Below are 24,853 nucleotides of genomic sequence, written 5' to 3'. Positions count from 1 at the left end.
AACGGCGGCCGCCCACAGCGTCAATGAGGCCGGGCGTCGAGCGCAAAATCCTTTCTGCCCGAACCTAGGTGCGCCCAGCGCCGTACGCGAGACGCAAAGCGCCGGACGCACTTGCCGGGACGGCCGGATTGGTCGGTGCCACGGGGCTGACGCGCAGGTAGGGCGATCCCAGCGGCGGGCGCGGGTCCGGCTCTCCTTTGTTGGGCCACAACGAGGTTGCGCGTTCGGCGAGTGCGGTGATGGTCAGCGACGGGTTCACCCCCAAGTTCGCAGTGATCGTGGATCCGTCGATCACGTGCAGTCCGGGATGTCCATGCATGCGGTGGTAGGGATCGACGACGCCGTCGGCCGCGGTCTCACCGATCACGCAGCCGCCGATGAAATGTCCCGTCATCGGGATATCCGCCAGATCCGCCCACGCGCCGCCGGCGATGCCGTCGAGGTGTTTTGCCGCGCGCCGGGCAACCTCGTGGCCGACGGGGATCCAGGTCGGGTTCGGCTCTCCCACGCCCTGACGCGTCGCCATGCGTCGCCCTAACAACGAGCGCCGCGTGTAGGTGGTCAACGAGTTGTCGTGGGTCTGCATCACCAGCAGCGGGATGGTCTGTTCCGACCAGTGCTTCGGGTTGAGCAGGCGGCGCAGGTCTTGGCGTTGGCGCACAAACTCTTTCAACCCGGTTCGCCAGCGACCCCGGCCCTTTCCGGGTCCGTCCATGCCGTCGACCAAGATGGTGCCGAGCAGTCCCATCAGGTTGGAGTCATGGCCGTAGCGGCAGGGCTCCACGTGCGTGTGGCTGTCCGGGTGGATCGACGACGTGATCGCCACGCCCTCCGAATAATCCACGTCGTCGCGGCGCGCCCGCACCGCCAGGATCGCCTCGGAGTTGGTCCGCGACAGCTCCCCCAGCCGTGACGACACATGCGGCAGGCTGCCGCTGTCGCGCAACCGGTGCAGCAGCCGCTGCGTGCCCAGGGCGGCAGCCGAGAACACCACCTGCTCGGCGGTGAACGTGCGGCTGCGCCGGCGAATCTTGCCGCCGCTGCGACGCGTGATCACGTCAAACCCCCAACCGGGGCGCGGCCGGACATCGACGACCGTGGTCAGCGGGTGGACCTTGGCGCCGAGTTTCTCCGCGAGATACAGGTAGTTCTTGACCAGAGTGTTCTTGGCGTTGTGCCGGCAGCCCGTCATGCATTCGCCGCAGTGCAGGCAGGCGTTGCGGTCCGGTCCGGCCCCGCCGAAGTAGGGATCGCCGACCGGCGCGCCCGGGTCGGCCGGGCGGCCCCGCGCATCCGGGCCGCCGTCGAAGCACACCCCGACCCGCGTGGCGTGGAAGGAATCCGCGACGCCGAGGTCGGTGGCGATCTGCAACATCACCTTGTCCGAGGGCGTCATTCGCGGATAGGTCACCACGCCGAGCATCCGCTTGGCCTGGTCGTAAGCCGCGGCGAGCTCGTCTTTCCAGTCGGTGATCTGACTCCAACGCGCGTCGGCGTAGAAGGGGTCGCCCGGCTCGTAGAGCGTGTTGGCGTAGACCAGCGATCCGCCTCCCACTCCGGCGCCGCTGAGCACCACGGCTTCGGAGAGCAGGTCGATCCGCTGAATGCCGTAGCAACCGACGGCGGGCTTGAACAGGTAATCCCGGACATGCCAACTGTTTTTGGCGAAGTCTTCGTCACGGAATCGCCGGCCCGCCTCGAGGACGCCTACGCGGTAACCCTTTTCGCTCAGGCGCAGCGCGGTGACGGAACCGCCGAAACCGGATCCGATCACGACCACGTCGTAGTCGAACGGGGTCATGCGCCGACCTGCTCGGTTTCTCTTGCGGAACTTGGCGACACTTCCAGGTAGTCGTCGAACGCGACCGCCTCTGCGCGCCGCTGATATTCGCGCACCAGGCCCGGCCAGTTGGTGGTGACCCGGCCCGAAGCGGTGCGGTACCAGGAGTCGCAGGCGGTCCAGACCCCGTTGTCGAGGCGGGACTGGATCTCGGTGTCGTAGGCCTGCTCGACGGCCTCCCGCACCTCGAACGCGCGGCCCGGACCGCCACTGGCGAGCTGCTCGGCGATCTGGCGGATGTAGCGGGCCTGCTGCTCCATCATCAGGATGATCGAGCTACTGCCCAGATTGGTGTTCGGGCCGTAGATCATGAACATGTTCGGGAAGCCGGGTACGGCCATGCCGAGGTGGGCGCGGGCCCCCCGGGCCCATTGCGAGTGCAGGTCGCGCCCGTCGCGGCCGGTAATCGTCATCGGCGCAAGGAATTCGGTGGCCTTGAACCCGGTGCCGTAGATGATGACGTCGACCTCGTGCAGCCGGCCGTCGGCGGTGCGCACCCCGGCCGCCGTCACCTCGGTGATCGCACCGGTCTCGACCGAGACGTTGTCGCGGGATAGCGCCGGATACCACTCGCTGCTGAACAGCACCCGCTTGCAGCCGATCGGATAGTCGGGGGTCACCTTGGCGCGCAGCACCGGATCCTTGATGTGCCGCTTGATGTTCAGCGACGCGGCGATGCCTATCAGGCCGGCCAGCGGTGCGACCTTGGTCAGCGCGAGACCGAAGAACTCGGAGATCTCCCAGATCAGCTCTCGCATGGCGGCGGCGAATCCTGGCACCTTTCTGAAGGCGGCGTGGTGCGCCGCGGTGTAGGCGCGATCCGGTTTCGGGATGACGTAGGGCGCGGAGCGCTGAAAGACGGTGACGTGGGCCGCGACCTCGCGGATGCGCGGGACGAACTGGATCGCCGATGCGCCGGTTCCGAGGACCGCCACGCGCCTGCCGGTCAGGTCGACGTCGTGGCGCCACTGCGCCGAGTGGAACGACGGCCCCGCGAAAGCGTCGATGCCCGGTATCGCCGGCAGCGCCGGCCGCGACAGCTGGCCCACCGCCGGCACCAGAACGTCGGCCTCGAAGGTCTCGCCGTCCGACGTCCGCAGCTGCCAGGTGGCGGTTTCGTCGTCGTAGTGGGCGGAGGTGACCTCTACGCCCGTCCGCACCAAGTCGCGCAGGCCGAACCGGTCCGCGGTGTCACGGATGTAGGCCAGAATGTCGGGTTGCTCGGCGTAACGGCGTCCCCAGTTCGTCTTTCGTGCGAAGGAATACGAATACAGGTTCGACGGGACGTCGCAGGCGGCACCGGGGTAAGTGTTTTCCCGCCAGACACCGCCGACGTCGCCGGCCTTCTCCAGCACCGTCACGTCGGCGAGGCCGTCCTTGGACAGTTCGTAGGCGGCGGCGAGCCCACCGAAGCCCGCCCCGACGATCAGCACGCGGGGGCGATGGGTTGCAGTCATGACTCAGACGTTAGGAGCGAGCGCCGGCATCCCTGCAGCCGATTGCGGTCGCGAAATCCATAATTGCGGCCACAGCGGCCGCTGGGGCATTCAGACGGCCAGCGACCTGCCACGGGGAGCCACCGAGCGCTGGTAGCGGGCCGGCGTCGTGCCGGTCCAGCGTTTGAACGCGGCGATGAAGCTGGTCGCCTCCGCGTACCCCAGGCGCAGTGCGACGTCCTCCACCGACAGCGCGCCGGTGGCCAGCAGCTCCTCGGCCAGCACGCGGTGGACCTCCTCGACCAGTTCCCGAAAGGTGGTGTTCTCCTCGGCCAGCCGCCGGCGCAGCGTCCGCTCACTCATCGCCAACTGCCGGGCGACGGCCGCGATCGTGTGCGGTTCGCCGTCGATCGACGCCAGCCGTTCTCGCACCCGCAGGGCGACACCGGTCCGGGCCCGACGGCGTTCCAACAGGGCGCGGCACTGTTGCTCGCACATGGCCACGCTCATCTCGCTGGCGCGGGGCAGCCGTTCGTCCAGCAGCGCGAGCGGTAGGCGTGCGACATTGGCCGGCGAGCCGTACTGCGGTCCGACGCCGAACGCCTCGCGGGCCGCGTCGTCACCCGACGACGGCGCCGGGCCGCTGAATTCGATCGACGTGAACGGGACCGGGCTGCCGAGCAACTCGCCCATGACGCGCGCGATCGCCGCGAGGTCCCGCCGCACCAGAAACTCAGCGACCGGACCGGTCAGGTCGGGCAGGTCGAGTCGCAGCGCCGCCACCGGTCCCTCGACCGTGACGGTCGGCAGGCAGAAGCCGTAGCTGAGCTCGTAGAACCGGGCCGCGAACCGGACGGCATCGCCCAGCGTCGAGCTGGTCAGGCAGGCGAAGCCGAAGATTCCCAGGGACCCGACGTGATAACTGCCGCCCACCCGCATTCCCAAGTTGGCCGCGTCACCCAGTTGGTTCACCAGATTCGTCGCCACCGCCAACTCCTGACGCCCGACGATCATCCGATCGTGATCGCGCAGGTCAGCCTCCGACAGACCCGACCCGTTGAGCACGTCGGCGACGGCAAGCCCGTTCTTGCAACCGAACTCGGTCATCAACGCGACACTGGCCGTGCTGCGCGCGAAATCCCAATGCGACACCTGGGATCCGACGAACACCTGCACATCTCTCAGTATGGCCAACAGGCGGGCAACCCTTTACCCGGGTGCACCGCGGGAGTATCGTTCGCGACTGCCAGCCAGGCGCGGTAAGCGCGGTCGGAGGTAGCGCGGGTGGGTCGTGTCGCGGTGATCACAGGAGCCAGCCGGGGAATAGGAGCAGCAACCGCATTGGCCTTGGCGGAGCAGGGATTTCGGGTGGTCGTCAACTACCGGTCCAGCGCCGCGGAGGCCGAGGAGGTGGTCGCGGCCGCGACCACCGCCGGTGGCGAGGCCATCGCGATTCGGGCCGACGTCACCGAACCCGAGGACGTCGCGGCGATGAGCAGCGCGACGACCGAAAAGTGGGGCGGCATCGATGTGCTGGTCCACAACGCCCTGATCGCCTACGACGTCACCTCGTTCGCCGACCTTAGCTGGGAGCAGCTCGGCGGCAAGCTGGACCGCGAACTGCACGCCGCGTTCTTGATGACCAAATCCGTTGTCCCCGACATGATTTCAAGATCCTATGGCCGGCTGATCTATCTCACCACGGTGTTGTCCCGCCGGCCCCGACAGGGCATGATCACGGTGGGAACCGCCAAGGCGGCAATGGACCAGTTTGTCCGGTACGTCGCGCTCGAGCTGGCTCCGCACCAGATCACCGCCAATCTCATTGCGCCGGCCACCGTCGCCGATCCCACGGCGAACGCGCTGTTGACGGCCGAAGAAATACACCAGCTCGGCGCGACGAATCCCATGGGCAGGCTCGTCAGCCCCGGCGAGGTGGCCAACGCGGTGGTGTTTCTGGCCGGCGAGGATTCCGGTTTCATCACCGGCCACTGCCTCGAGGTCAACGGCGGCTTGGCCATGAATTGACACCGGATCGGTTATCGGGAAGGGGTCAGGGTGCAGACGATCGATCTCGCTTACGTCGGGCGTGGCATTCACGAGGAGTTGGTCGCCCATGTCGCCGATCAGGAGGGGTATTACCAGGACGAAGGCGTCCACGTCGCCATCCGCGACGGGGTCGGTTGGAACGCGCAGCGGCTGCGCCACGCCGCGGTGATCGGCCTGGGCCGCGCCCTGCTGTCCCGGCTGCAGGACGGGATCGGCTGGAAAGCGTTGAGCGTCAACACCGATGGCCCGCTGTTCTGGTTCATCGGCAACGCCGAAGTGAAGTCGATGGCGGATCTGCGCGGGCGGCGCCTGGCCGTGCACGCCGCCGATAACCCCCCGGGCACCTTCGCCCGCATCGTCCTGCGCAAGCACGGGCTGGACCCGGACCGCGACCTGCGCTGCGTGGTGCGGCATCCGGGCGACTACCAGATGGACCTGCGCCGGCTACGCGACGGATCGATCGATGCCGCCTACGTCGGCAGCACCCTCTCCCCCGAACAAATCGCCGCCGAAGAGGGGTTTCACCTGCTGGCCTGGGTCGGCGATCACTTCCAGATCCCCACGGTGGGCGTTGCCGTCGACCCGGTGCACATCCCACCGGACAGCCCCGCGTTGCTGGCCCTGATGCGGGCCAACCGCCGGGCGCTGCGGCTTCTCGTCGAACAACCAGGCCATGCCGTCGACTACATCAACTGGTTCCTCGACCGGCTCACTTCCGAAGAAGCGTGCTGGCACTACGAGCGCTACGTCGGACCCTATTTCACCGCCGACTATCGGGTTGATTTGGGCGTCGCGCAACAGGCGATCGACGCGATCGCGGGCGAACTCGGTGTCGCCCCGATACGTGCTACGGACTTCTATGCGACCAGCTAGTCTCAACGGCCATGCCGAGCGTGCGCTCAGGGCGCGAAATCGGCGGAATATTCGCCAAGAGAACACGTTCGGCGTGTTTCCCTTTGCTGGCCCGGGCCGTCACCGGCCGATGCAGCGGACTAAGCGGCCAGATCGTCGACCACACGGCCGGCCGTGGCCGCCCGCTTCCCACGCCGCCAGTCACGCACGGCTGCGATCGCGGACTTGAGACCGCGGCGGCGGCCGGTCGCCGGATCGGTGCCCAGGAAGCCGGGCTCGAGCTCGGCGAACATCCGCTCGCTGCGCGTCTCCGGCGCGTTGTCGGCGTCGTCACGCAGGTACTTGTTCGGCAGCGAGAGCTTGGCCAGCGTCCGCCACGTCTTGGCGTACTGGAACAGGAAAGAGCCTGTGGTGTAAGGCAAGTCGTACTTGTCGCAGACCTGGCGCACCCGCGCGGAGATTTCGTGCAGCCGGTTGCTGGGCATGTCCGGGTACAGGTGGTGCTCGATCTGGTGGCACAGGTTGCCGCTCATGAAGCGCAGCGCCGGGCCGGCCTCGAAGTTGGCGCTACCCAGCATCTGACGCAGATACCACTGCCCCTTGGTTTCGCCGATCATGTCGGTCTTGGTGAATTTCTCTGCGCCGTCGGGGAAATGGCCGCAGAAGATCACCGCGTTGGCCCACACGTTGCGAATCACGTTGGCGAGCGCGTTGGCCTTCAACGTGGACATGTAGGTCGCGCCGGGCGATAACGAGGTCAGCGCCGGGAACGCGACGTAGTCCTTGAGCACCTGGCGGCCGGCCTTGGCCAGGAACTCGTCGGTCCGTTGCCGGGCGTCGTCCTGGTCCATCCGCTTCTTGAGGATCTTGCCGAGCTCCACATGCTGCAAGCCGACTCCCCACTCGAAGAGCAGCGCGAGCAGGGTGTTGTACACCAGGTTGAGGATGTTGAAGCGCTTCCATTTCTGGTCGCGGGTGACGCGCAGCAGGCCGTAGCCGACATCGTCGTCCATCCCGAGAATGTTGGTGTACTTGTGGTGGACGAAGTTGTGTGTGTAGCGCCAGTGCTTGGACGACCCGCTCATGTCCCACTCCCACGTCGAGGAGTGAATCTCGGGGTCGTTCATCCAGTCCCACTGGCCGTGCATGACGTTGTGGCCGATCTCCATGTTCTCGACGATCTTGGCCACGCCCAGGGTCACCGTCCCTGCCCACCAGGCCGAACGCCGCGAGCTGGCGGCCAGCAGCAGCCGGCCGGTCACCTCCAGCGCGCGCTGAGCCGCGATGGTGCGGCGGATATAGCGAGCGTCCCGCTCGCCGCGTGAGTCTTCCACGTCCTGGCGGATGGCATCGAGCTCAACGGCCAGGCTTTCGATATCGGCGTCCGTCAGATGGGCGAATACGTCGACGTCTGTGACGGCCATCGTCGTCATCTCCCTGCGGTTGATTGTGGTCTTAACGTGTTCCAGACCTACGCTATCGTAACCTACGAATCCGTAGGTTACCTGTGAGTAGCCTTAAATGTCGAGAACGCAGTCGCCGGAAGCGGCAGACACGCACGTCTGCACCCGGGTACCCGGATCGTGCTCCTGGCCGGTCCGCAGATCACGGACATGGCCCTCCACCAGATTCACCACGCACGACTGGCAGATCCCCATGCGGCACCCGAAGGGCATCTGCACCCCGACGCCCTCACCGGCATCCATCAGCGACGTCGCCGCGTCGGCAGCCACGGTGCGCCCGCTTCGGGCGAAGGTGACAGTGCCGCCGGCGCCGGTGGGTGCGGCCTTCGACACCGCGAATCGCTCGAGGTGCAGGCGGTCGCCGACGCCCGCGGCCGACCAGACCCGCTCGGCCTCGGCGAGCATGCCCTCCGGCCCGCAGGCCCACGTTTGGCGTTCGCGCCAGTCCGGCACCTCCCGGTCCAGCAGGGACAGGTCGATCCGGCCCTGGGTGCGCGTCTCGCGCAGCTGTAGCCGATAGCCGGGATGCTCGGCGGCCAGCTCGGCCAACTCGGCCCGAAACAGGACGTCGGATTGGGTGGGTGCCGAGTGCAGGTGGGCAATGTCACCAATCTGGTTGCGGCGCAACAGGGTACGAAGCATCGACATCACCGGAGTGATCCCGGATCCCGCGGTGAGGAACAGGATGGACACGGGCGCCGGGTCGGGCAGCACGAAGTTGCCCTGCGGCGCGGCCAGCCGGACGATGGTGCCCGGCTCGACCCCGGCCACCAGGTGCGACGACAGGAAGCCCTCCGGCATCGCCTTCACGGTGATGGTCACGGTGCGGGCCGAACCGGAGCCGGAGCGTGCGCCGGCCGGAGCCGAGGTGAGGGAGTACGACCGCCAGCGCCAGCGCCCGTCCATCAGCAGCCCGATACCGATGTACTGGCCCGGCTGGTAGTCGAAGTTGAAGCCCCAGCCCGGCTTGATGACCAGGGTCGCGGAATCTTCCGTCTCTCGGCGCACCTGCAGGACGCGGCCCCGCAGCTCGCGCGCCGACCACAGCGGGTTGGCCAAATGCAGATAGTCGTCGGGCAACAGCGGCGTCGTGATGCGGGCGGCGAGCTTGCGCAGCGCGTGCCAGCCGGGATGCCGGTCCGCGCCGGCGACAACAGGTCGCTTGGTGTCGACGACGTTGCCCGTGATCGATGGGTTACGTCTGCCCAGGGGAAGCTCCTGCTCGCGATGCGTCGTCTTGCTTGCACTCACATTCTGATCGATTCTGTGCGCCTCACGAAACCTACGGTACCGTAACTTACGGTGTCGTAGCTAGCGCTGGTGCCCCGATCGCGTCACATCGGCGTCACATCAGTTCCAGCAGGAATGGCAGTTCCTGGTTGGCGTACCAGGCCAGATCGTGGTCTTGCGCGTCGCCGACGATCAGGTCGGCGTCCTCATCACCCAGGTCGGCGGCGTCGACGGCCTCGATGGCCTTCGCCACTGCCGGTTCAGCCCCGGCGTTGTCGACATAGGCGGCGATCACGTCGTCGATCGGCACCGGCCCGGACAGCCGGACCACGGCGTCGTCGAGGTCGGGTCGGTACGTGACGTCCTCGACGTCGGCGGCCAGCACCGCGCGCCGGGGCGGCAAGGACTGCGATGACGCGCCGGCCCCTTGTGCCGCATCCGATTCCCGGGCAGCCAGCAGCCGCAGCGACGCCAGCGCCGCCTCGCGCAGCGCCACGTCGGCCAGCTCGTCGTCATCGCCCTCGGCATAGGCCTCGCGCAACCGCGGCGTCAGTGCGAACGCGGTGCCGTTGACCGGGCGCAGCGAGCCGTCCGCGACGAGCTGCTGCAACATCGCCAGCGTGGCCGGAATGTAGACGAGCGTCATCCGATCAGTGTGGCCGCATAGTCGTCGACGTAGGTGGACAGCTCCCGCGGCGGGCGTTGGTAGTTGCCGCTCACCACCGGGTTCTTGGGCAGCTTGACTACGGGCCGCTCGACGTCCTGGTAAGGGATCGTCGACAGCAGATGGGCCATCATGTTCAGCCGCGCGTGCTTCTTTATGTCCGATTCCACGATGTACCACGGGCTCACCGGGGTGTCGGTGTGCACCATCATCTCGTCCCTGGCACGCGAGTAATCATCCCACCGATACAGCGATTCCAGGTCCATCGGGGATAGTTTCCATTGCCGCACAGGGTCATTGCGCCGGGCCCTGAACCGGCGCAGCTGTTCGTGCTCGGACACCGAGAACCAATACTTGCGCAACAGGATCCCGTCGTCGATCAGCATCTGCTCGAAGATCGGCGTCTGCCGCAAGAACAACGCATGCTCTTGGGGCGTACAAAATCCCATCACCTTCTCCACGCCGGCCCGGTTGTACCACGACCGGTCGAACAGCACGATCTCCCCTTTGGTGGGCAGGTGAGCGATGTAACGCTGGTAATACCACTGGCCACGCTCACGGTCGGTCGGCGCGGGCAGCGCCGCGATCCGCGTGACACGCGGGTTCAGGTATTCGGTGATCCGCTTGATGGTGCCGCCCTTACCCGCTCCGTCACGGCCTTCGAAGATGACGACCAGTCGTTGTTCGGCATGGCGCAACCACTCTTGTAGTTTCACCAATTCCGTTTGCAGCCGGAACAATTCGGCCCGATAGACGTCATCGGGGATCTTGCGCGAAGTGGACGATTTCGCCGCCTTCGACTTGCCGTCGTTTGTCGCGGTACTCACACCTTCGAATGATAGCCGCGCGCACCGCCTTTCACCGCCGACTAGGACCGGGACGCCTCGAGCAGTTCTTCGAGCGCTTGGTTCAGCAGCCCGGGCAGCAGGTCGACATCGCTCATGGCTTCGCGGTCGGCGTTGATTCCGTAGTACAGCTCGCCGTTATACGACGTCACGCCGATGGCCAGCGCCTGGTTGTGCAGCAGCGGCGGCACCGCGTAGGTCTCCAGCAATTTGGTGCCGGCAATGTACATCTGCGATTGGGCGCCGGGCGCGTTGGTGATCAACAGATTGAACGTGCGCTTGGAGAAACTCGGGAAACTGGTCGCCACGCGGATTCCCATGGCGTGCAGCGTCGGTGGGGCGAAACCCGAGAGCGTGACGATGGTCCTGGCGTCCACCAGACGGGCGGCCGTCGGGTTCGACTCGGAGGCGTGCGCGATCTGCGACAGCCGCACCACGGCGTTGGGCTCTCCCACCGGCAGGTCGACGAGGAACGGCGTCACTTGGCCGATCGCCTGACCGGGACCGCTCGCGTCGAGGTCGCCATCGTCGTACACCGACAACGGCGCCATCGCCCGCACCGTCGCGGTCGGCGACACCGCCACTCCCCGCGACATCAGCCAGTTACCCAGCGCCCCGGCGATGACCGCGAGCACCACGTCGTTGACGTCGCAGTCATACCGGGCGCGCACGGTGCGGTAATCCTCCAGGCTGCCCCGTGCGACCGTGAAGCGCCGGTGCCGCGACACGGTGGCATTGAGCGGGCTGCTGGGTGCGGTCCCCCGGGTAACCGTGCGCACCAGGTCGGCGGCCCGGCGGCCGGCGTCGATCAGCTCGCCGTGGTTGGTCACCAGACCGCCGAGCATCGACCCGACGGCCTGCAGCTGGGCGCCCGGCCCCGTGACCCATTCGCTGATCGCTCCCAACACCAGCCGGGTGTTGCCGGGGTCGCGCTCCGGAATCCAGATGTCCTCGGGGAAAGGTGGCGGGCGCTTCCTCCGATCGCCGATGACGTGGTTGATCTCGAGCGCCGACATGCCGTTGATCAGCGCTTGATGCGACTTGGTGTAGAGGGCCAGCCGGTTCTGGGACAGGCCTTCGACCAGATACATCTCCCAGAGCGGGCGCGACTTGTCCAGCGGCCGCGCTGCCAGCCGCGCGATCAGCTCGTGCAGCTGCTCGTCACTGCCCGGAGAGGGCAACGCCGAGCGCCGCACGTGATAGGTGATGTCGAAGTCGTTGTCGTCCACCCAGACCGGCCGGGCCGTGCCGACGCGCACTTCCCGCACCTTCTGCCGGTAGCGCGGTATCTGCGGCAGCCGCTGCTCGACGGTGGCCAGCAGCGTCTCGTAGCTCAAGCCGGCACGGGGGCGGCGCAGGATCGACAGCGATCCGACGTACATCGGGGTCGCGGTGTTCTCCAGCCGATAAAACGATGCGTCCGCCGGGGACAAGCGAGTCACCATGCGGCGCTGTCCTCCTGGTCGTTCGTCGCCCGGGCCCCCGGGGCCGCTGGGGCCGCTGGGCCCGATGTCCCGCCCACGGTAATCGTGTCGCCGTGCACCAGTCAGCGTGGGTACGCGTGCGGTCGAGTTGTGCCATGATGACCACTGACTCACCACGTCTGCCCCTCTCCAGCAGGCTCGAAGGTCCGGCCGAGGAGTTGGAGAGTGCGCGTTGAACAGTAGTCCAGTTGCGAATCCACCTGACGCTTTCACCGTCATACCAGTCGGCGAGTACGAGCCGCCGGCGCAGGACGTGTCGCGCACCGCCCCACACTGCAGGCAATCCCCCCGCCCGCCGCTGCGCCGCGGCAGCAGTCACGCACCGCCACGGCCCTACACCGGCCGGCCCAGCAGGACGCCGGCACCGGATCCGGCCGCGGTCATGTCTCCCCGGCTGCGTCAGGCGGCCGCCTTCGCCGATGCCGCGCTGCGCCGCGTGCTGGAAGTCATCGACCGCCGCCGCCCTGCCGCCCAATTGAATCCGCTGCTGGCGACGAGCCTGGTGGATTCGGTGGCGGCGGTCGGCCGTGGCGCCGCGAGCCGTAATCGAGACGCAGCCGTGTTGCGCCGCATGCGGCTGCAGCCGGCCGGTCACCGCGATCCTGATTCGGCGGCCGAGGTCTTCGGTTCTTACAGCCGCGGGAACCGCATGCACGCCATCGCTTGCCGCGTCGAGCAGGTCACCTCCGCGGGCGCAACCCGGTGGATGGTGGTGGCCCTGCATATCGGGTGACGGCGGGACACCGCTCAGGTCGTCGATGCCGCGCCGGCCGGCCGCGGGCCGCCGGTGTAGCGGGTGAGAATGGGCCCCATGATCGCCATGATGAAAACGTAGGACGTCGCCAGCGCCGCGACGGCGGGCAGCGACTTGCCGGCCAATCCGATGATGATCAACGAGAACTCACCGCGGGCGATCAGCGCGGTGCCCGCCCGCAGCTGTCCGCGCCGGGCAACGTCGTCGTGCCGGGCGGCGAACATCCCGGTGGCCACCTTGGTCGCCGCGGTCACCACCGCCAGGATGAGCGCCGCCGGAAGCATAGGAATCAGCTCGTACGGGTCCACCGAGAAGCCGATCGCCAGGAAGAAGATGGCGGCGAACAGGTCGCGCAGTGGGCCCAGCACCTGACGCGCCCGCTCGGCCGTCTCGCCGGTCAGCGTGAGGCCGACCAGGAACGCACCGACCGCGGCCGAAGCGTGCAGGGACTCGGCCATGGCCGCCACGATCAGGGTGATGCCCAGCACCCGCAGCATGAGCTGTTCGGAGTCGGGGTGTTCCACAAGCCGCCCCACATGGTGACCCCACCGGTAGGACGCGGCAAAGGCCGCCACCAGAGCGCCCACCGCCACGACCATGCCACCGACGGCGTGCAGCCATCCGCCGCCGGAGGCCAAGACCGCGAACAGCGGCAGGTAGGCGGCCATCGCGAAATCTTCGAGCACCAGCACCGACAGCACCGCCGGTGTCTCGCGGTTACCTAGCCGGCGCAAGTCCTCCAACAGCCGCGCGATGACGCCCGAGGAGGAGATGTAGGTGACGCCGGCCAGGCACAGGATGGCCACGCCGTCCAAACCCAGTAGCCAGCCCGCGATCGCGCCGGGTGCGGCATTGAGCACGATGTCGACGCCCGCTGACGGCAGGTGGTGGCGCAAGCTGCTGGAGAATTCCGCCGCCGAGAACTCGCAGCCCAGGGTGAGCAGCAGCAAGACGACGCCGATGGGTGCGCTGGTGGTGATGAACTGCCCGCCGGCGGCCACCGGCAGGATGCCGCCGTTGCCCAGCGCCAGACCGGCCAGCAGGTACACCGGTATGGGCGACAATGCGAATCGCCGTGCGGCGGCGCCCAATACGGCCAGAGTGGCCAGGAGGGCGCCGAGTTGCAACAGCAGCGTCCCCGAAATTTCCACTGGCTCAACCTTTGTCGATAATTTTCTCGACGCCCGCGATGCCGTTTTCGGTGCCGATCACGATCAGCACGTCGTCGGCGTGCAGCATCTCGGCGGGCCCGGGCGAGGCGAGCACTTCCTCATTGCGCACGATCGCCACGATCGACGCGCCGGTGCGGGTGCGGGCCCGGGTATCTCCCAGCGGGTGATCCACGAAGGGGCTGCCGGCCACGATGTGCACCTGGCCCGTCTCGAGTCCGGGGATTTCGCGGGCCAGCTCAGTGAACCGCTCGGCGATCCGCGGCGCCCCCAGGATCTGGGCCACGGCCTCGGCCTCCTGATCGCTGAGGTGGAGCAGCGGCCGGGCCTCGTCTGGATCTTCGCGCGCATACGAGACGACGTCGAAATCGCCGCCGCGCCGCGCGATGATGCCGATGCGGTCGCCCTTCTGATCGGTGAATTCGTAGCGAAGACCGACCCCGGGCAGCAACACCTCCTTGACGTCCATACGTCAATCCTGACAGGTCGCTTGGCGTTACTGTAAGCGGATGCAGGAAAACACGGTCAGCGTCGAGCGTGTCATCAAGGCGCCGCCCGCCGCGATCTTCGCGCTGCTGGCCGACGCCGGCAGGCACGCCGCGTTCGACGGCTCCGGCACCGTGAACCACGCCTCGGACAAATCGATCCCACTGACGATGGGTTCGAAATTCTCGATGGCGATGCGGGGCCGCAAGGAGACGTTGTTCCTGCCCTACCGCACCACCAACACGGTCATCGAGTACGAACCGGATCGCCGCATCGCGTGGCAGACCTTCGGCATGGGCGGTCTGGTCGGCGGCCGCATCTGGAGATACGAACTCGTTGCCACGGACGGCGGCACCCTGGTTCGCGAAACCTGGGACGTGTCACGCGACAAGCAGAAGTGGATGATCACCAGCGGTTCCATGCCCCGCCAAACCGAGCGGGGCATGGCCGCGACGCTGGAGCGGATCGCCGCGCTGCTGGAAAGCTAATGCTGGCCGGCCGGTTGGGCCGGTTGCCGACCAAGCCGGCGTTGCTGGCGACGGGTGAAGGGCACCAGCATCGACACACTGCGGCGGTACTCCTGGTACTCATCGCCGAGCACAGCGACCAGATCGCGCTCCTCCAATTGCACCGCGATCAGGATGTAACTCGTCATGCCGATCGAGAAGAGCAGGTGTCCGGCCGTCATGGTCGGCGTCGCCCAGAAGGCGATGAGGAAGCCGAGCATGAGCGGATGACGCACCAGGCGATAGAGCAGTCGAGCGTGAAAACCTATGTGGGTGTAGGGCCTTCCGCGCCACGCCAGATACACCTGCCGAAGGCCGAACAGATCGAAGTGGCTGACCATGAAGGTCGAGGCCAGCGCGATCGCCCACCCCAGCCAGAACAACGCCCACAGCGTCAGACGCCCGGCCGGCAGCCGCACGTCCCAGACGACGGCCGGCATCGTCCGCCATTGCCAATACAGCAGCACCAGCACAGCGCTTGACAGCACCACATACGTGCTGCGTTCGATCGACGCCGGCACGAATCGCGTCCACCACGCCTTGAATGCCGGCCGCGCCATCACACTGTGCTGGGCGCCGAACGCGGCAACCAGCAGCACGTTGACCAGTACCGCCTGGCCGATGGGCGCAGAGAGCCCGTGATCGACGGTGCGCGGCACCCAGAGCCCGGCCACGAAAGCCACGAGATATAAGAATGCGGCGAGAAACATCAGGTATGCGCCGGCGCCGTAACCGACCGTCAAGTATCGCTTCATAGGCCAAGTGTGGGCCGCCGGCGGGCGCTCGCCTATGGGCCATTTGCCTCATTTTCTTCCCTGGCCTGCCCTAGCCAATTTTGACTAGTCCATTGTCGGCGCGCGCCCGCCGGCGGACTCGGCGATTTTGAGGCAAACGCCTCATGCGAGCACGGACTCCCCAGACCGATGATCGGCCACGACAAAGCCATTTCGAAAGGTACGGAGGCCAGATCATGACCGAAGCGACATGCACCGCAGCGACAATGGATCGGCTCGGTACTCAGCGATCGGATCACGCGGTAGGAGCGCCCGGTGGCGCGCGGGTCGACGCGATCGACATCAGCCGGCAGGTGGGTGGGCGTCAGCTCCTCCACGCATTGTCGCTGTCGGTGGAACCGGGCGAATTGGTCGCGATCGCCGGCGGCAGCGGGGCGGGCAAGACCACCCTGCTGGAGGTCCTCGCGGGCCTGCAACCGCCGAGCGCCGGGGAGCTTAGGCATGACGGCGTTTCCCGACGTCCGCGCGTCGACTCCCGCGTCGGGTACGTGCCCCAGGACGACATCATCCACCTGGAGATGCCCCTGCGCCGCACGCTGCGCTACGCGGCGCTGCTCCGCCTCCCCGCAGGGACGTCCGCGGCGGAGGCGGACCGGGTCGTCGAGGAGACGCTGGCCGACCTCGACCTGGCCGATCGGGCCGACGTGCCGGTGCGCGCGCTGTCCGGCGGTCAACGCAAGCGGGCCAGCATCGCCGTGGAGCTCCTGACCCGGCCCCGCCTCTTCTTCCTCGACGAACCCACCTCGGGGCTCGATCCTTCCACTGCGGCCGAAGTGATGCGCTTGCTGCGCCGCCTCAGCCAACGCGGGGTCACCGTCGTTCTGACCACACACGAGCCGGCCGGCATCGACCGGTGTGATCGGGTGGTGTTCCTGGCTCGCGACGGCCACCTGGCCTTCACCGGGAGCCCGGCCGCGGCGCGGCGCTACTTCGGGGTCAACACCCTCACCGAGGTGTACGAGCGCCTGTCCGGCGACCACACTCCGGGCGGCTGGGCGGAGCGGTTCGCGGCGAGCCGCGCGAATTCGGCAAACCGTGGCGGCTCGACTCAACGGTCCGCGCCGCCTACCCCGTCCGGCGTCAAGGGCACGGGCAGGGTTCGGCAATGGTGGCTCCTCACACGGCGCAATGTCGATGTCCTGTCGCGCAATCGGCTGACCCTGGCGATCCTGCTCGGCTCGCCCGTCTTGGTGACGGTGATGATGGCGACGCTGTTCAAGCGCGGCGAGTTCGATGCGGGCAGCGCGGCCGGCGTCGGCCCGGCCCAAATCATGTTCTGGATAGCTTTCGACGGCTTCTTCTTCGGCCTGACCTACGGCCTGCTCCAAATCGTCGGCGAGATGGCCGTTTTCCGGCGCGAGCGCCTGGCAGGGCTCAGCGTGGGCGCTTACGTGGCATCGAAGGTGACCGCGCTGCTTCCGGTTCTGGCGGGAGTGAGCGCGGTGCTGCTGGTTGTGCTGCGCGCACTCGGTCGGCTCCCCGCGGCCGGATGGGACGTGTACGCCTCGCTGTTCGCGACGATCCTGGTCGAAGCGACCTCGGCGTTGGCGCTGGGACTGCTCGCCTCGGCCGCCGTCTCCAACGCCGCGCAGGCGGCCCTCGCCCTGCCGATGCTGTGCTTCCCGCAGGTGTTGTTCGGTGGGGCCATCGTCCCGGTGGACCAGATGGCCACCCCCGGACGGATGATGAGCCTGGTCCTGTCCAACCGCCACGCCTTCGATGCGCTGGGCCGCGAGCTGGGCCTCGACCGCTACGCCGCCACGCTGCCGGCGATGTCCGCCTACCGCAGCACCTTCCAGGGGGGTACCGTCGCCAGTCTGATCGCGCTGGCCTCGTTCGCCGTCGCGCTCACGCTGGCCACCGCCTGGGTACTGCACCGTCGCTCCCGGCCCGGCGCATCTTGGCGGTGACGGCCCCGTGTTCCGGGCCCGCGACGCTCAGCAGAGGTCGCGGGCCCCGGGCGTTCGGCTCAGGACTTGTGGACGAAGACGTTGATCGGCTCTTCTTGTCCCCGCAGACTGAGCGTGCGCCGTGCCATGCCGTCCGTCAGCTCGTCGGCGACCCCGCTGGCGATCAACAACTCACCGCCGGCCGCGAGTTGTTGCATCCGGGCCGCGGCGTTGACCGGGCGACCGAGGGCGGTGAAATCGACGACAGCCCCGCCCACGTTGCCCACGTACGCGACGCCCGCGTGTACCGCGACGCCGACGTCGAGCCAGGCCCCGCCTGGCGCGCCGTACCCAACCGCTTCGAGCAGATCGACTCCCGCCTCTACGGCCCGTTGGCGATACCGGGGACCGCTGATGCCCCGGACGAAAAACGCCATCACCTCGTCACCGATGAGTTTGTCGATCACCGCGTCATGACGCAGCAGGGTTTGCGTTGCGACACAGTAAAACCGGTTGAGCAGCGCGGCGAAGTCCGCGGCGGGTCGACAGTGACCCAACGCCGTGGAGCCGCGAACATCGGCGAACAACACCGCGATGTCCACCTCCGCTCCCCCTGGCGGCAGCGCATCACAGCATCGCATGCACAGGTTGGGGTTCTTACGCGAGCGGCGGAAGCCGGCCACCGCGAAGAGGCGACCGACTGGTCCGCCGAACGGGTTGTTGCACAGCTTGCATCGCGGCGCCGAGGGCAGGTAGCGAAACGCATGCCTCGCCCTGACCAGAGACGCGTGGCCGTCGGTGAGGACCCGGTCCCAAACCCCCGGTTGCCGTTCCGGCTGGGTGGCCGCGGCCGCCGGGCCGAAGGCATTGCTGGTCATGCCGAAATGTTCGCGTCGATTCCCCGCGGACACATGGGGCATTCACCCCATAGATCGGATTCCTCAGTCGGGGATGGCGCCGGCCAGGCCGTGCCGGGTGGCGTACAGGCTGGCACCGATCCGGTTCGAGACCCCGATCTTGGCATAGATGTGTTCGACGTGATTGCGTACCGTCTTCTCGGAAATCCAGAGCGCCGCAGCTATCTCCTTATTGGAGAGTCCCTGCGCGACATGGAGCAACACCTCGGCCTCGCGCCGAGTCAGCCCGGCCGGCCTGGCGGCTCTGCGCGACGGCCGGTGGCCGGCGGCCTGCAGGACGGCTTCGACGGCGTCACCGTCCAGGCGGCCGCGGACCGCTTCGTCCCGCAGTTTCTTGGCCGCGGCCTCCCCGTTCCTGGCGTCGCGATACGGTCGCGGTTCCGTTGCGGAGCAATAGCTTTCGGCGGCGGCGAGCACGCGGTCACGACCCGACAGGTCATCACCGCGCAGGCCGTTCGGGTATCCCGAGCCGTCCAGTCGCTCGTGATGGTTCACCGCGACCTCTCGGACGGCCTTCAGCCCACCGACCCGGGCCAAAATCCTGCCGGTCAGATAGGGATGCAAATGCACGCGCTCGCGTTCGACATCGGTTAGCGCGGCCGGCTTTTCCCACACTCGGTTCGACACACCGATGCGACCGAGATCGTGAACGTAGCCTGCGCGGCGCAGGATATCGATGTCGTCTTGCGGCAGGCCCGCGCATCGCCCGGCGTTCTCCGCCAGCTGAGCGACGGCACGTGAATGGCCAAGAGTGAAGGGGCATTTCAGATCCGCGAAGTCACCCATCGCACACAGGAGTCGGTCCAGCGCGGGTCCGCTCAGCGCTTCGCCCGGATCTGGAGCCAGACCCGCGGCGATCGACCACGCGTCTTCGTCCTCGCGCAGTAGGTCATCGGCCGCCGCGATGAACACCGCGACGATCTCCGGATCGAACTGTTTGCCGCTGCGACGGCGAATTTCGGCGATTGCGGCGCCTGCGCCGTAAGCGCGATGGTGCACATCGGCGATGTCGGAGATCTGCGCCACCCGCATCGCCACGGGGATCTGGTTTCCGGCGGCTCCGGCGGGAAGACCGCTGCCGTCCCATCGCTCGTACGCGTAGGGCAGCGCTTGACAAACATCGGCGCCCAGCCCGATCTCCTCGGCAAGCAGAGCGGCCGACAGGCAATGGGACTGCACCAATGCGCCCAGATTCCCGCGGGCGTCCCAGAAGACTTTGGCCGCCAACTGGGCTCGTTTGGGCAACGTCGTCCCACGCCCCAGATTGGTCATGAGAAATCGACGGTATGGCGCACCGGACCAGTCGATGTAGTGGCTGTCGTGTCGCACCGCGATGTCGTCGCCGAACCACTGCGCATACTCGTGCGAGTCCGCGTGACAGCCGATCCACATCACCAGGGCCGTATAGAAAACGGTTCCGCGCTCGCGCTCGTCGAGTCCCAGTTGCGTCGCCAATCGCGAGCCCATCGCCGCCGACCGCAGCATGTGATCCATCGGCTGCCCGAGCCCGAGGTCGATCGCCAGAGATAGCGCCGCCAGAACGTCAGTCCGCGACACGGCTCCGTCGAAGGGCATGGAACTCGTCCCTTTCTCCACCCCTCATCGGCGCGGCGTCACTATAGCCACACGAAAGCCGATGCCTGATAAGCCTAGGGCATAGGGGTTGCTGGCGCAGGCTGTCGCCGAGTGTGCGGCTAGCCGCACGTTCGGCCCCGAGTGTGCGGCTAGCCTCACACTCGGCGCAGGGCGCCTCCGGTCGGATCGCCCGGCTAGCGCCGCTTGACGGACTTGGGTGGCTTGCTACCGCGGCCCTGTTGTCGCGCCGCGGCGCGGCGCTCACGCCGGCTGGCACCCCCGGGCACGCCGGCCGGCGCCTTGCCGCCTTCGCCGCCGTTGCGCTGCACCGCCGCCGAGCCGTCCTCGGACGGACCGGAGTAGGTCATGGCCGGCGCCTCGTTGTCAATCCCCTTGGCGCGCAACCGGGTTGGCGATTCTTCGCGCACGGCCGTCGCGGTGCTGCCGCCTTCGGCGCCGACGGCCGCAGCGCTGGCGAATTCCTCCAGGCCCTCCGGCGCTTCGACCGGCGCGACCTGTGGACTGGGCACCGCTTCGACGGTGACATTGAACAGGAACCCGACCGACTCCTCCTTCAGGCCGTCGAGCATCGCCATGAACATGTCGTAACCCTCGCGCTGGTACTCCACGAGCGGGTCGCGCTGCGCCATCGCGCGCAGCCCGATGCCCTCCTTGAGGTAGTCCATCTCGTAGAGGTGCTCGCGCCACTTGCGGTCGATGACGTTGAGCAGCACGTTGCGTTCCAGCTGGCGCATCGCCCCCTCGCCGGCGATCTCCTCGAGTTCGGCTTCCCTTCTGGCGTAGGCGTTTTCGGCGTCTTTGAGCAGCGCCTCGAGCAACTCCTCGCGGGTGAGGTCATCCAGGTCGGCGTCGGCGTCGCGGCGGGTGAGCGTCGTGTGGTCGATGCCCACCGGGTACAGGGTCTTCAGCGCCGTCCACAGGGCCTCCAGGTCCCAATCCTCGGCGTAGCCCTCGGCGGTCGCTCCGTTGACGTAGGCGGTGACCACGTCGCGGACCATGTCCAGCGCCTGCTCCTTGAGGTTCTCGCCCTCCAGGATGCGTCGGCGCTCGGCGTAGATCACCTTGCGCTGCTGGTTCATCACCTCGTCGTACTTCAGGACGTTCTTGCGGACCTCGAAGTTCTGCTGCTCCACCTGGGTCTGGGCGCTCTTGATCGCGCGGGTGACCATCTTGGCCTCGATGGGCACATCGTCGGGCAGGTTCAGCCGGTTGAGCATCGCCTCGAGCGCCGCACCGTTGAACCGGCGCATGAGTTCGTCGCCCAGCGACAGGTAGAACCGCGACTCGCCCGGGTCGCCCTGCCGCCCGGAGCGGCCGCGCAGCTGGTTGTCGATGCGGCGCGACTCGTGGCGCTCGGTGCCCAGCACGTACAGGCCGCCGGCCTCGATCACCTCGGCGGCCTCCGCGCTGACCTCCTCCTTGACCTTGGGCAGTTCGTCGTGCCACGCCGCGTCGTACTCGTCGGGCGTCTCGACCGGGTCGAGGCCGCGCTCACGCAGCCGCTGGTCGGTGAGGAAGTCGGCGTTGCCGCCCAGCACGATGTCGGTACCGCGGCCGGCCATGTTGGTGGCCACCGTGATGCCGCCGCGACGGCCGGCGACGGCGACGATCGTCGCCTCCTGCTCGTGAAACTTCGCGTTGAGCACGTTGTGCGGCACGCGGCGCTTCTGGAACTGCCGCGACAAGTACTCCGAGCGCTCGACGCTGGTGGTACCGATCAGCACCGGCTGGCCCTTTTCGTAGCGCTCGACGACGTCGTCGACCACCGCGATGTACTTGGCTTCCTCGGTCTTGTAGATCAGGTCGGACTGGTCGGCGCGGATCATCGGCTTGTTGGTCGGGATGGGCACCACGCCGAGCTTGTAGATTTCGTGCAGTTCGGCCGCCTCGGTCTGGGCGGTACCGGTCATGCCGGCGAGCTTGTCGTAGAGCCGGAAGTAGTTCTGCAGCGTGATGGTGGCCAGCGTCTGGTTCTCGGCCTTGATCTCGACGTGCTCCTTGGCCTCGATGGCCTGGTGCATGCCCTCGTTGTAGCGGCGGCCGTAGAGCACGCGGCCGGTGAACTCGTCGACGATCAGGACCTCGCCGTCGCGCACGATGTAGTCCTTGTCGCGGTTGAACAGCTCCTTGGCCTTCAGCGCGTTGTTGAGGTAGCTGACCAGCGGCGAGTTGGCGGCCTCATAGAGGTTGTCGATGCCGAGCTGGTCCTCGACGAACTCCACACCCTTCTCGTGCACGCCGACGGTGCGCTTGCGCAGGTCGACCTCGTAGTGGGTGTCCTTCTCCATCAGCGGCGCCAGCCGGGCGAACTCGGCGTACCAGTTCGAGGCACCGTCGGCGGGGCCCGAGATGATCAACGGGGTGCGGGCCTCATCGATCAGGATGGAGTCGACCTCGTCGACGATGGCGTAGTTGTGCCCGCGCTGCACCAGGTCGTCGAGCGAGTGCGCCATGTTGTCGCGCAGGTAGTCGAACCCGAACTCGTTGTTGGTGCCGTAGGTGATGTCGGCGTTGTAGGCGACCCGGCGCTCATCGGGTGTCATCTGCGCGAGGATCACGCCAACGTCCAGGCCAAGGAAGCGGTGCACGCGGCCCATCCACTCGCTGTCACGTTTGGCCAGGTAGTCGTTGACCGTGACGACGTGCACGCCCTTGCCGCCGATGCCGTTGAGGTAGGCCGGCAGCACCGAGGTCAGCGTCTTGCCCTCACCGGTCTTCATCTCGGCGACATTGCCGAAGTGCAGCGCCGCCGCGCCCATCACCTGTACGTCGAAGGGCCGCTGGTCGAGCACCCGCCAGGCCGCCTCCCGGGCCACCGCGAAGGCCTCCGGGAGGAGGTCGTCGAGGCTTTCGCCGTCGGCGTGCCGTTTCTTGAACTCGTCGGTCTTGGCCCGCAACTCGGCGTCGGTGAGCTTCTCGATCTCGTCGGACAAGGTGTTGACGTAGTCAGACACCCGCTTGAGACGCTTGAGCATGCGACCTTCGCCAAGGCGCAGCAACTTCGACAGCACAGCTATGTCCCCTGTTGGTAGGAGTCTTGCATTGAGCGACTCCCATGGTAGGCGACGACCCGCTAACGGCCGCCGCACCGGCGATCGCTAGCGCGGCGTTGCCGGGCGCGGCGCGGTCGCCGCAGAGCGACCCTGCCCAGGCCAGTCGGATCAGGCCAGTCGGATCAAACCGTAGTCATACCCGTGCCGCCGGTAGACCACGCAGGGCCGTTCGGTCTGCTTGTCGTGGAACAGGAAGAAGTCGTGTCCGACGAGTTCCATCTCGTAGAGCGCGTCGTCGACCGTCATCGGCGTGGCCGGGTGCTCCTTGGTCCGCACGATCCGTCCGGGCTCATGGTCTTGCTCCGCGCCGTCGTGCTCGGTCGGCGGGGGTTGCGCCGCGCTGGGCGGCGGGGCGGGTGGCGGCACCGCGGTCGCGGCGGCCAGCGACACCGGGGTCTTGTCGCCGTAGTGCACCTTGCGGCGGTCCTTGACGCGGCGCAGCCGGTTCTCCAGCTTGTCGACCGCGGACTCGAACGCGGCGTAGAAGCTGTTGGCGCAGGCTTCCGCCCGCGTCACCGGGCCGCGGCCACGAGCGGTGATTTCCACGCGCTGACAGGATTTGCGCTGACGCCGGTTGGGCGCGTGCTTGAGCTCGACATCGAAAAGATAGATGGAGCGATCGAACCGCTCGAGGCGGGCGAGTTTTTGCGAGACGTACAGACGGTAATGATCGGGGATTTCTACGTTGCGGCCCTTGAACACAACGTCGGCGGTGGTTGTCGGTGGGGCTTGCCCATCGGTGACGGGCGGTTGGTCCAGAATCTGACCGGGATCCACGGATAGCCTTGACATACGTGACAACTCGTTTCTCTTTTTCACGTCACACGCGCCCTGCGTGCCTGGCTGCTTAACGCGCCGACGAGGTGGGAGCGGTTCGAGACTGGCTACCGCCGCAGGCTGCTCGCCGGAGCAAGGTGTCGATTACTCACCCCTTCCCGCGAATGGGTCTCACCTGGGAAATCGCGACCAGTGAGTCAGACCGATGAGTCGTTCTTCGTTGTTCTCGACGTTAGCTCGTGTTCGCCTGCCGATGCCACTAATTTCGTCGAGCTGTTGCGAGTTCTTCACAACCTCTTGGCCGGGTCATGGGTTGCGCCGGCCGCGGCCGATTCAGACCGCGGCGATCGCCAGCACCGCGGCGACTCGAACCCCGGCGGCCTGCAGGATTCGCACCGACTCGCGCGCCGTCGCGCCGGTGGTGACGATGTCGTCGACGACCATGACCTCGGTGCGCGGCGGCGAGCCGCGCAGCACTACCCGGCCGGCGATGTTGCGCTCGCGCGCGGTGGTGCCCAGGCCCACGGAGTCGCGTGTCAGCGCCTTGAGCCGCAAGGCGGGTGCGACGGTGATGTCCGGATGCCGCGCCACCGCGGCGCGCGCCAGCCGGGCGACGGGGTCACCGCCGCGCCGGCGCGCGGCCGAACGCCGGGTCGGTGCGGGCACGACGGTCAGCGGGGTCGGCACGATCCCCCAGGACAGCAGCCGGTGCACCCCGACGGCCAGTGCGCGCGCCAGCGGCCCGACCAGATCGGCGCGGCCCTGCTCCTTGAGCGCCAGGATCGCGTTCCGGCGTGCATTGGCGTAGCGGCCCAAGGCGAATACCGGCACCCCCGGGTCGACGCGCGGGTTCACCACATGCGGCTGATCCGCGGCCACCGACAGCTCGGCGGCGCACCAGTCGCACCAGCGGGTCGACGGCGCCCCACAGCCGCCGCATTCGGAGGGCAGGAACAGGTCGAGCATGGCGCCAGTGTGGTGGATGGGTGTGACAGCTATTCCGCGATCGCCGCTGGCCCGACGGCGGCGACCCGCTGCGCCCGGCTCCA

General features: G+C 67.5%; 21 protein-coding genes. 5 read left to right on the top strand and 16 right to left on the bottom strand.

Features of this window, described 5'->3' with window-relative positions:
• Positions 1 to 64 precede the first annotated feature (64 nt).
• The 3 genes from AC5Y4F_RS07860 to AC5Y4F_RS07850 all read right to left on the bottom strand — a co-directional run bounded on the left by AC5Y4F_RS07860 (position 65) and on the right by AC5Y4F_RS07850 (position 4,470).
• Positions 65 to 1,801, bottom strand: coding sequence for a GMC oxidoreductase (locus AC5Y4F_RS07860; protein WP_499995901.1), 1,737 nt, complete (start codon positions 1,799 to 1,801; stop codon positions 65 to 67).
• Positions 1,798 to 3,297, bottom strand: coding sequence for a flavin-containing monooxygenase (locus AC5Y4F_RS07855; protein ID WP_499995900.1), 1,500 nt, complete (start codon positions 3,295 to 3,297; stop codon positions 1,798 to 1,800). The genes AC5Y4F_RS07860 and AC5Y4F_RS07855 overlap by 4 nt, the downstream gene beginning before the upstream one ends.
• A gap of 90 nt (positions 3,298 to 3,387) precedes the next feature.
• A complete protein-coding gene (locus AC5Y4F_RS07850) occupies positions 3,388 to 4,470 on the bottom strand; it encodes an AraC family transcriptional regulator (protein ID WP_231986440.1) in 1,083 nt (360 codons plus the stop codon).
• A 90-nt stretch (positions 4,471 to 4,560) separates the two neighbouring features.
• Here AC5Y4F_RS07850 and AC5Y4F_RS07845 point away from each other — a divergent pair, with 90 nt between their 5' ends.
• Positions 4,561 to 5,304 carry an SDR family NAD(P)-dependent oxidoreductase gene (locus AC5Y4F_RS07845; protein ID WP_067938150.1) on the top strand — a complete coding sequence of 248 codons (744 nt, stop codon included), beginning with the start codon at positions 4,561 to 4,563 and terminating at the stop codon, positions 5,302 to 5,304.
• 30 nt (positions 5,305 to 5,334) lie between these two features.
• Positions 5,335 to 6,198, top strand: coding sequence for an ABC transporter substrate-binding protein (locus tag AC5Y4F_RS07840; protein ID WP_067938152.1), 864 nt, complete (start codon positions 5,335 to 5,337; stop codon positions 6,196 to 6,198).
• A 119-nt stretch (positions 6,199 to 6,317) separates the two neighbouring features.
• Here the strand turns inward: AC5Y4F_RS07840 and AC5Y4F_RS07835 are convergent, their stop codons facing one another.
• From AC5Y4F_RS07835 to AC5Y4F_RS07815, 5 genes are all read right to left on the bottom strand, one after another.
• Positions 6,318 to 7,601 carry a fatty acid desaturase family protein gene (locus AC5Y4F_RS07835; protein ID WP_067938181.1) on the bottom strand — a complete coding sequence of 428 codons (1,284 nt, stop codon included), beginning with the start codon at positions 7,599 to 7,601 and terminating at the stop codon, positions 6,318 to 6,320.
• Between the two features lie 93 nt (positions 7,602 to 7,694).
• Entirely contained in the window at positions 7,695 to 8,849 is a 1,155-nt protein-coding gene (locus AC5Y4F_RS07830; protein WP_499996386.1) for a ferredoxin reductase, read from the bottom strand.
• A 136-nt stretch (positions 8,850 to 8,985) separates the two neighbouring features.
• Positions 8,986 to 9,516, bottom strand: coding sequence for a DUF6912 family protein (locus AC5Y4F_RS07825; RefSeq protein WP_499995898.1), 531 nt, complete (start codon positions 9,514 to 9,516; stop codon positions 8,986 to 8,988).
• Positions 9,513 to 10,361 carry a polyphosphate kinase 2 gene (ppk2, locus tag AC5Y4F_RS07820; protein ID WP_499995897.1) on the bottom strand — a complete coding sequence of 283 codons (849 nt, stop codon included), beginning with the start codon at positions 10,359 to 10,361 and terminating at the stop codon, positions 9,513 to 9,515. The genes AC5Y4F_RS07825 and ppk2 overlap by 4 nt, the downstream gene beginning before the upstream one ends.
• Positions 10,362 to 10,402: 41 nt before the next feature.
• The gene (locus AC5Y4F_RS07815; protein WP_499995896.1) at positions 10,403 to 11,824 is read right to left on the bottom strand and encodes a WS/DGAT/MGAT family O-acyltransferase; all 1,422 of its coding nucleotides are present in this window, start codon (positions 11,822 to 11,824) and stop codon (positions 10,403 to 10,405) included.
• A 211-nt stretch (positions 11,825 to 12,035) separates the two neighbouring features.
• Here AC5Y4F_RS07815 and AC5Y4F_RS07810 point away from each other — a divergent pair, with 211 nt between their 5' ends.
• Complete coding sequence (locus AC5Y4F_RS07810) at positions 12,036 to 12,596, top strand: Rv3235 family protein (RefSeq protein ID WP_499995895.1); 561 nt, start codon at positions 12,036 to 12,038, stop codon at positions 12,594 to 12,596.
• Between the two features lie 14 nt (positions 12,597 to 12,610).
• On the opposite strand, the gene AC5Y4F_RS07805 is transcribed toward AC5Y4F_RS07810, so the two are convergent.
• The gene (locus AC5Y4F_RS07805; protein WP_067938161.1) at positions 12,611 to 13,768 is read right to left on the bottom strand and encodes a cation:proton antiporter; all 1,158 of its coding nucleotides are present in this window, start codon (positions 13,766 to 13,768) and stop codon (positions 12,611 to 12,613) included.
• A gap of 4 nt (positions 13,769 to 13,772) precedes the next feature.
• The gene (locus tag AC5Y4F_RS07800) at positions 13,773 to 14,255 is read right to left on the bottom strand and encodes a cation:proton antiporter regulatory subunit (protein ID WP_067938163.1); all 483 of its coding nucleotides are present in this window, start codon (positions 14,253 to 14,255) and stop codon (positions 13,773 to 13,775) included.
• A 40-nt stretch (positions 14,256 to 14,295) separates the two neighbouring features.
• On the opposite strand from AC5Y4F_RS07800, the gene AC5Y4F_RS07795 reads away from it, so the two are divergent.
• The gene (locus tag AC5Y4F_RS07795; RefSeq protein WP_499995893.1) at positions 14,296 to 14,760 is read left to right on the top strand and encodes an SRPBCC family protein; all 465 of its coding nucleotides are present in this window, start codon (positions 14,296 to 14,298) and stop codon (positions 14,758 to 14,760) included.
• On the opposite strand, the gene mddA is transcribed toward AC5Y4F_RS07795, so the two are convergent.
• The gene (mddA, locus tag AC5Y4F_RS07790; protein ID WP_499995892.1) at positions 14,757 to 15,533 is read right to left on the bottom strand and encodes a methanethiol S-methyltransferase; all 777 of its coding nucleotides are present in this window, start codon (positions 15,531 to 15,533) and stop codon (positions 14,757 to 14,759) included. The two genes, AC5Y4F_RS07795 and mddA, sit on opposite strands and share 4 nt — an antisense overlap.
• Before the next feature lie 245 nt (positions 15,534 to 15,778).
• Between mddA and AC5Y4F_RS07785 the strand changes: the two genes are divergently transcribed.
• A complete protein-coding gene (locus tag AC5Y4F_RS07785) occupies positions 15,779 to 17,482 on the top strand; it encodes an ABC transporter ATP-binding protein/permease (RefSeq protein WP_499996385.1) in 1,704 nt (567 codons plus the stop codon).
• A 59-nt stretch (positions 17,483 to 17,541) separates the two neighbouring features.
• Here AC5Y4F_RS07785 and AC5Y4F_RS07780 read toward each other — a convergent pair whose 3' ends face one another.
• The 5 genes from AC5Y4F_RS07780 to AC5Y4F_RS07760 form a co-directional block, all read right to left on the bottom strand.
• Positions 17,542 to 18,339 carry an adenylate/guanylate cyclase domain-containing protein gene (locus AC5Y4F_RS07780; RefSeq protein ID WP_499995891.1) on the bottom strand — a complete coding sequence of 266 codons (798 nt, stop codon included), beginning with the start codon at positions 18,337 to 18,339 and terminating at the stop codon, positions 17,542 to 17,544.
• Between the two features lie 63 nt (positions 18,340 to 18,402).
• Entirely contained in the window at positions 18,403 to 19,953 is a 1,551-nt protein-coding gene (locus AC5Y4F_RS07775) for an HD domain-containing phosphohydrolase (RefSeq protein ID WP_499995890.1), read from the bottom strand.
• A 194-nt stretch (positions 19,954 to 20,147) separates the two neighbouring features.
• Complete coding sequence (gene secA / locus AC5Y4F_RS07770) at positions 20,148 to 22,985, bottom strand: preprotein translocase subunit SecA (RefSeq protein ID WP_499995889.1); 2,838 nt, start codon at positions 22,983 to 22,985, stop codon at positions 20,148 to 20,150.
• Between the two features lie 150 nt (positions 22,986 to 23,135).
• Positions 23,136 to 23,804, bottom strand: coding sequence for a ribosome hibernation-promoting factor, HPF/YfiA family (gene hpf / locus AC5Y4F_RS07765; RefSeq protein WP_067940514.1), 669 nt, complete (start codon positions 23,802 to 23,804; stop codon positions 23,136 to 23,138).
• 333 nt (positions 23,805 to 24,137) lie between these two features.
• Entirely contained in the window at positions 24,138 to 24,770 is a 633-nt protein-coding gene (locus AC5Y4F_RS07760; protein WP_499995888.1) for a ComF family protein, read from the bottom strand.
• Between the last annotated feature and the right edge of the window lie 83 nt (positions 24,771 to 24,853).

The organism is Mycobacterium sp. NGS56 (assembly GCF_059812425.1).
This window is presented reverse-complemented; position numbering and strand designations above follow the sequence as displayed.